Annotated in this window: 4 protein-coding genes; 3 read left to right on the plus strand and 1 reads right to left on the minus strand. The window is 45.0% G+C overall.

What is annotated here, in order from left to right; genetic code table 11:
- The first annotated feature begins 259 nt into the window (after positions 1–259).
- The 3 genes from RH949_RS32145 to RH949_RS32155 all read left to right on the plus strand — a co-directional run bounded on the left by RH949_RS32145 (position 260) and on the right by RH949_RS32155 (position 3,464).
- On the plus strand, positions 260–1,270 hold the full coding sequence (locus RH949_RS32145) for an ABC transporter permease (protein WP_446358933.1): 1,011 nt from the start codon (positions 260–262) through the stop codon (positions 1,268–1,270).
- 280 nt (positions 1,271–1,550) lie between these two features.
- Entirely contained in the window at positions 1,551–2,555 is a 1,005-nt protein-coding gene (locus tag RH949_RS32150) for a zinc-dependent alcohol dehydrogenase family protein (protein ID WP_446358935.1), read from the plus strand.
- 129 nt (positions 2,556–2,684) lie between these two features.
- Complete coding sequence (locus RH949_RS32155) at positions 2,685–3,464, plus strand: pentapeptide repeat-containing protein (RefSeq protein WP_446358937.1); 780 nt, start codon at positions 2,685–2,687, stop codon at positions 3,462–3,464.
- Positions 3,465–3,755: 291 nt separating this feature from the next.
- Here RH949_RS32155 and RH949_RS32160 read toward each other — a convergent pair whose 3' ends face one another.
- Positions 3,756–5,852, minus strand: coding sequence for an ATP-binding protein (locus tag RH949_RS32160; protein WP_446358939.1), 2,097 nt, complete (start codon positions 5,850–5,852; stop codon positions 3,756–3,758).
- Positions 5,853–6,067 lie beyond the last annotated feature (215 nt).

Below are 6,067 nucleotides of genomic sequence, written 5' to 3' on the forward strand. Positions count from 1 at the left end.
CCCCTAACCCCTTCTCCCTTGAAATAAAAGCGATAGCATCCTCTGTCCTCCCCCCTCTTGTAGGGGGGAACGAGGGGGGTGGGAGAAGGGGAACCAGATTCTCTTACTCCCCTCTCCCCGGCGTGGGAGAGGGGCTGGGGGTGAGGGGTTGAGCTTAAGTTGACACGGATGGGCACTAAAGTGCCTACTACAAAACCTGCTTAAGTCATCGTAAAAACCATTATAGGATAAAGACTTGAGGTGAAAATTAAACCCGAAAATGGCTCACTATATCATCAAGCGTCTACTCAACCTGTTACCTGTTATCCTGGGTATTACTCTTTTAGTCTTTCTCTTCCTCCACCTAATTCCCGGTGATCCCGCAACAGTTATGCTAGGAGAACGCGCCACCCCTGAACAGGTAGAAGCCTTACGGGAACAACTGGGTTTAAATCAACCCCTACCCCTGCAATACCTCACCTTTCTCAACAATCTACTCCATCTCGACTTTGGCACCAGTATTATCAGTGGGATTCCGATTATCGATGAAATTAAAACCCGCTTTCCCGCCACCTTTGAATTATCCTTAGCCGCCATGATAGTCGCCGTCATTCTGGGAATTCCGGCTGGCGTTTTTGCAGCAGTTTACAAGAATCGTCCCGCTGATAACCTAACCATGATTGGCTCATTACTGGGGGTTTCTATGCCCGTATATTGGTTTGGATTACTCTTAATTTACCTGTTTGCCATTACCTTAAACTGGTTTCCCCCCAGTGGACGGATTAGTATTGATGCGGGATTAAATTTTCAACCGATTACCGGATTTTACCTCTTAGATGCGATTCTCAAACTTGATTTCAACCTATTCCAAGATATTCTATCTCACCTGATTTTACCCGCTCTAACCCTCGGCACAATTCCCTTAGCCATTTTAGCGCGAATTACTCGTTCTTCTCTGTTAGAGGTTCTCTCCCAGGATTATATTCGCACCGCTAGGGCAAAAGGCATTCCTGAACATTGGGTGATTCTTCGCCATGGATTAAAAAATGCTTTGTTGCCTGTGGTGACAATTATTGGGTTGCAATTTGGTACACTTTTAGGTGGTGCTATTTTAACCGAAACTATCTTCTCGTGGCCCGGAATCGGTTCCTGGATTTATGAGGGAATTTTGGCACGAGACTATCCTGTTGTTCAAGGTGGCGTCGTTGTCGTCTCAGTTATCTTTGTCCTAGTTAATCTTGTTGTTGATATTTCCTATGCGCTAGTTGATCCGAGAATTAAGTATAAATAGCTAGTAACGCTAGGCGGAAGTCAGTTGTAGAGACGTTGCATGCAACGTCTCTACAACTATCTTTTCGGTTGCAACCTGATGTAACTAAACCCGCCCAGACGCGCCATGGCGCGTCTCTACAATAGTTTCTAGACTTCCCGTGAAAAGTCAGATAAGTTATCAGGCATCAGAGGAGATATTTTGTATCTATATGTTACCGTTTTTAGAAAAAATTCCCTATTCCTTGACAAAGGACAAATGACAAAGGACAAATGACAAAGAACAGACAAAGGACAAAGGAATGAAAGCCGTAGTCATGACTACTCCGGGTAAGCCAGAGGTGCTGCAATTGCAGGACATACCCGAACCAAAACTGCAAACCGATAGAGACATAGTAGTACGACTCCACGCCGCCGGGGTTAACCCCATCGACACCAAACTGCGAAACCGTGGCACATTCTATCCCGACGATATGCCTGCCATTTTAGGCTGTGATGGGGCGGGTGTCGTGGAAGCCGTGGGTTCTGCTGTCAGCCGATTTCAGGCTGGCGATGAGGTGTATTTCTGTGCGGGTGGATTAGGAAAATCGGGTACAGGAAATTATGCCGAACTCACGGTTGTAGATGAACGTTGGGTCGCCCGAAAACCCAAATCCTTGTCCTTTACAGAAGCCGCAGCCGCGCCATTAGTGCTAATTACCGCCTGGGAAGCCTTATATGACCGAGGGCGCTTAGACGCCGGACAAACAGCGCTGATTCATGGCGGTGCGGGTGGTGTGGGACATGTTGCCATTCAGCTTGCCAAAATCAAAGGGGCTAATGTTTGTACAACAGTAAGTTCTCAAGAAAAAGCCCGATTAGTGCGTCAATTAGGTGCAGACCAACCCATTCTATACCCACAAACCGACTTTGCCCAAGCTGCATTAGATTGGACAGAGGGAAAGGGTGTAGATGTCGCCTTTGATACTGTGGGGGGTCAAACCTTTTACGATACCGTTCCCGCCGTGAAAGTCTACGGGGATTTAGTTACCATTCTCGAACCTGACTATAGTATCGGGAAATTGAAAACAGCGCGATCGCGAAATCTGCGAATTAGCTTAGAACTCATGCTAACGCCGACACTCCAAGGATTAGTAGCAGCCCAGGAACACCAAACCGAGATTCTCGAACAATGCGCCCAATGGATAGATGAAGGCAAACTCAACATTCACCTCTCTCAAACCATTCCCCTCCCCGACGCCGTTAGCGCTCATCAAGCTATAGAATCAGGATCAACCACCGGAAAAATCGCCTTGCAGATTGCATAAAAAATAGTAGCTCGGCACACCTAATTTGATGGATTAGCATCTCTTGCTCCCCTCTCCCAAGCTTGGGAGAGGGGTTGGGGGTGAGGGCTGTAGCCTAAGTTGACACCAAGACACCAATCATCAGTAAAAATGGACAAAGAGAACCAACTGCTTCAGCAATATAGCCAAAATCAACGCAACTTTTCCGGCATAAACTTACAGGGTGCAACACTAATCGCGGAAAGACTGCAAGAGGCGAACTTCAGCCATGCTGACTTGAGCAACACAGTTTTCTTTGGGTCAAACTTGAGTCAAACCCTATTCTTGAATACTAACCTTAGTGGCGCTATCTTAGTTGCCACCAATTTAACCGATGCCATCCTGATAGAAGCCAACTTAATTAACGCCAATCTCAGCGGTGCAAAACTCATCGGCGCTCAATTAATCGGCGCTCAATTAACTGGCATTACCATAGTCGGAGCAAATCTGAGCAATGCCAACTTGATTAACGCTGATTTGAGTCAGACCAATTTATATAAAGCAAACCTCAGTTGGAGTGAGTTGAGTCTGACGAATTTAAGTGAGGCGAATTTAAGTGAAGCAGACTTAAGTCATGCGCCTTTAGTCGGCGCTAATTTGACTGGGGCAGATATGAATGGTGCTAATTTGCAGGACACTAATTTCAGTGGTGCTAACCTGACTGAAGTTAACCTAAAAGATACTACATTAAACTTAAATTCGCCAGAATTATTAGCAGAAATTTTACGACAAGCGGCTGGGGATGACAAAGACAAACAAAACCTGGCTGAATTACTGCTCATGTATCGCCAAGGATGGGACTATTTAGCCACCCTAAATCATCCCTTAGCAGAATGGGGAATCGAGACAATTAAAGCCATAGCCTCATCTGAGCAAAACTTTCCTGAATAGACCTGTTTGTAGTAGGCACTTTAGTGCCTTAAAATGCTTTATTGTCAACCCCTAAAGTCATTCCTATTGTAGGTTTCTATACTATCGTGTCCTCCTACATCTGGCGGGGTGTCCGATACTACCGGATATACTATCATTTCCTTCTACCTTGCATTTTTACCAGACATTTCATACCAAATCCGGGTTAGCCACCCCCTTTATAATCTAGTCCGCGCCGGCGAACTTAGTTTGTGTAGCAGCGATTTCAATCGCCTCCTCTTGCATGGGGTTTCTCTGACTCTTTAGATACCATCAAACCCAGCCACTGATTTCTACATCGGTCAAGATTCTCCCCAACTTAAGAGATTCACTTTTAGTCGCCTGTAAAATATGTTTCATCATCACCGATTCTCCCGCATCAGCCGCTAAAAACGCCGCATTCAACGCAATATTGCGGATATTTCCACCCGCCATATTCACTTTACCCAACTTTTTCATATCCAAGTTTTTCGTCGGCGTCTCTTCAGGAAAAATGTGCTGCCAAATCTCAGTTCTAGCCTCAGCATCAGGGAAGGGAAATTTAACCGAAAAATTAATCCGACGCAGGAACGCTTGGTCTAATGATTCCAACAGATTTGTCGTCAAAATTGCCAATCCTTGATAGGCTTCCATCCGTTGTAGTAAATAACTCACTTCCACATTCGCATGGCGGTCATGGGAATCTTTAACTTGAGTTCGTTTGCCAAACAAAGCATCTGCTTCATCAAACAGTAAAATCACTCCACCCGTTTCCGCTGCATCAAAGATTCGCCGTAAATTCTTTTCCGTTTCGCCAATATATTTACTCACCACCGCACTCAAATCAATCCGATAAACATCCAGGCGTAATTCCTTTGCCAATACTTCCGCCGCCATTGTTTTCCCCGTACCACTGGGTCCAGAAAAGAGAGCGCTCACCCCTAAACCGCGTCCTCCTTTTCCCGCAAATCCCCACTCTTGATAAACTTTCGCTCGTTGTCGAACATGAGCAGAAATTTCCTGTAATGTATTTTTTTCTCGTTCGGGTAGAATTAACTCCTCCCAAGTCGCTACCGCATCAATCCGTTGGGCTAAATCATCTAATCGGGGACGGGCTTGAGTGCGACAAAAATCCCATAAGTGAGTTTGCAATGGAGAAAAAGGATTCTCTATTTTGGGTTTTGACGTTTGGCTTTTAGATTTGCGAGTACGCCTTGAAGAGGAAGCAGGTTTCTCCGGTTCTTTCTCCTTAGGTTGCTCGGTTTTGACTGGGGGAAACTCCATCCCTTCCAGCGATAAACAAGCGGCTTGAATGGCTAGAGGATTGAGATTAAAATGAGACACTAGCGTATCGAGTTGCCCATTTAATTCTGACGCTGTTGAACCCAGATACGACTCCCAAATCAACTTTTGTTCCCTGTGGCTTAGTTGACCCACATCCAAGGTAATCATCGGGCGCTGGTTTTGTGGTTGTCGTTCTTGAGTGCTAAGAATTAAAGGCAGATTTAAATCTTCAACAAACTGAGAGATAGCCAACTCTCGCATCCCATCAGTTTGATTCAGTTCATCGCAGGTGAGTAAAAGGGCGCTGTTGGTTAATATAGCTTCCCGTAAACACCGCTGTTTTAATTGATAGAGTTCATGAGGATTGATGGGAAGCAGGGATGCGGAAATTAAATTTAGATGCAAACTCAAAGCACTACAGCCAGCAGCCGCAATGGTATGTTTTGCTCCTAGTTCTGCACCACACAATTGAACGATAGGAAAGATAGATGTCGGTGTTTTTTGAGACCAAGTGGCGATGAGTTGCTCGGTGAGTTGTTGGTAGGACAGGGGAAGAGAAGATGGAGGAAAAGGGGGTATAGGTTTGAGGATACCAATCAAGTCATCATCCTCACAGGGTTCACCTAAAAGATAGCAGAAAATGCGTCGATTAATACGTAGAGGAGAGTGAGAGAGCGTTTGACTATCACCACTTTCAATTAGTCCCCAGTATTCTAAGGGAGATTTGGAAGAGAAAACACGTAAATTAGCATCACTAAATGTAGCAAAAGCTAAATTCAGAGTCGGATAATTTTGCTCTTGATGTCCGTGAAATTGGCTACACAAGACTTTAAATTTTCTGTCTAATTCCATCCCGACGCACAACAAGAGGATATATTGCTCAAAGGGAGAAAGTTTACAGATTGTGCAGAGCGTCTCTAAGGCTGAAGGCTTAGTTTGTAGGGAAGCCAAGGCGTCTGGCGTTAAGGTTGTCTCAAATCTGAGTGGACTCGTCTGATTTTGGTCACGGTTAATGGTATCTTCCAATACCTGACGAACTTGATTAACGGCTGTCTGGAGATATTGAAAATTGGCTTGATACCAGTTAGTCGATGCTGGAGTATCCATGATGTTATCGGGCTGTTTAAATATCTTCAGGTTTACAGTCAGATGTTTTATGGCTTCTATGTTAAGGCATATTTCAGTGTAAGTTAAATTCGGGAAAAACAGTTTATAATTTAGCCACGTCTCAAGACGTCTTGGGTCACTTGGCTTACAGGTGTTTCCCAGGAGTAGGCAGGCGCTCGCTTATGGGAGAATCACCCAGAATTATTGAGGCAACA

Source organism: Coleofasciculus sp. A1-SPW-01 (assembly GCF_040217205.1).
Classification (GTDB): domain Bacteria; phylum Cyanobacteriota; class Cyanobacteriia; order Cyanobacteriales; family Coleofasciculaceae; genus Coleofasciculus; species Coleofasciculus chthonoplastes_A.

Bases quoted from the DNA above. Each gene is read 5' to 3' on its own strand.
- RH949_RS32145 (WP_446358933.1), top strand. From the start codon at position 260: ATGGCTCACTATATCATCAAGCGTCTACTCAACCTGTTACCTGTTATC.
- RH949_RS32150 (WP_446358935.1), top strand. From the start codon at position 1,551: ATGAAAGCCGTAGTCATGACTACTCCGGGTAAGCCAGAGGTGCTGCAA.
- RH949_RS32155 (WP_446358937.1), top strand. From the start codon at position 2,685: ATGGACAAAGAGAACCAACTGCTTCAGCAATATAGCCAAAATCAACGC.
- RH949_RS32160 (WP_446358939.1), bottom strand. From the start codon at position 5,852: ATGGATACTCCAGCATCGACTAACTGGTATCAAGCCAATTTTCAATAT.